Raw genomic sequence first — 257 nt, forward strand, 5'->3', positions numbered from 1 at the left:
GAGGCCGATCTGGTCATCGTGGCGGCGGATATCGAAGTGGACCTGGCGAAATTTGCCGGTAATCCCATGTACCGTACGTCTACCGGCCTGGCGCTGAAAAAGACCGCGCAGGAGTTTGATAAAGCGCTGGTGGAAGCGAAGCCGTATCAGGCAACCGGCGCGCGTCAAACCGCGACGGAAGGTAAGAAAGAGTCTGCGGGCGCATATCGCCATCTGTTGACCGGTGTGTCTTACATGCTGCCGATGGTGGTTGCGGG

Annotated in this window: 1 pseudogene; it reads left to right on the forward strand. The window is 58.8% G+C overall.

Going from position 1 to position 257, the window contains the following annotated elements:
* Positions 1-257: pseudogene (locus M2D63_RS25900) on the forward strand (PTS fructose transporter subunit IIBC); the annotation flags it as partial.

The sequence above is a fragment of the Pseudomonas sp. BJa5 genome (assembly GCF_030272875.2).
GTDB lineage: Bacteria > Pseudomonadota > Gammaproteobacteria > Pseudomonadales > Pseudomonadaceae > Aquipseudomonas.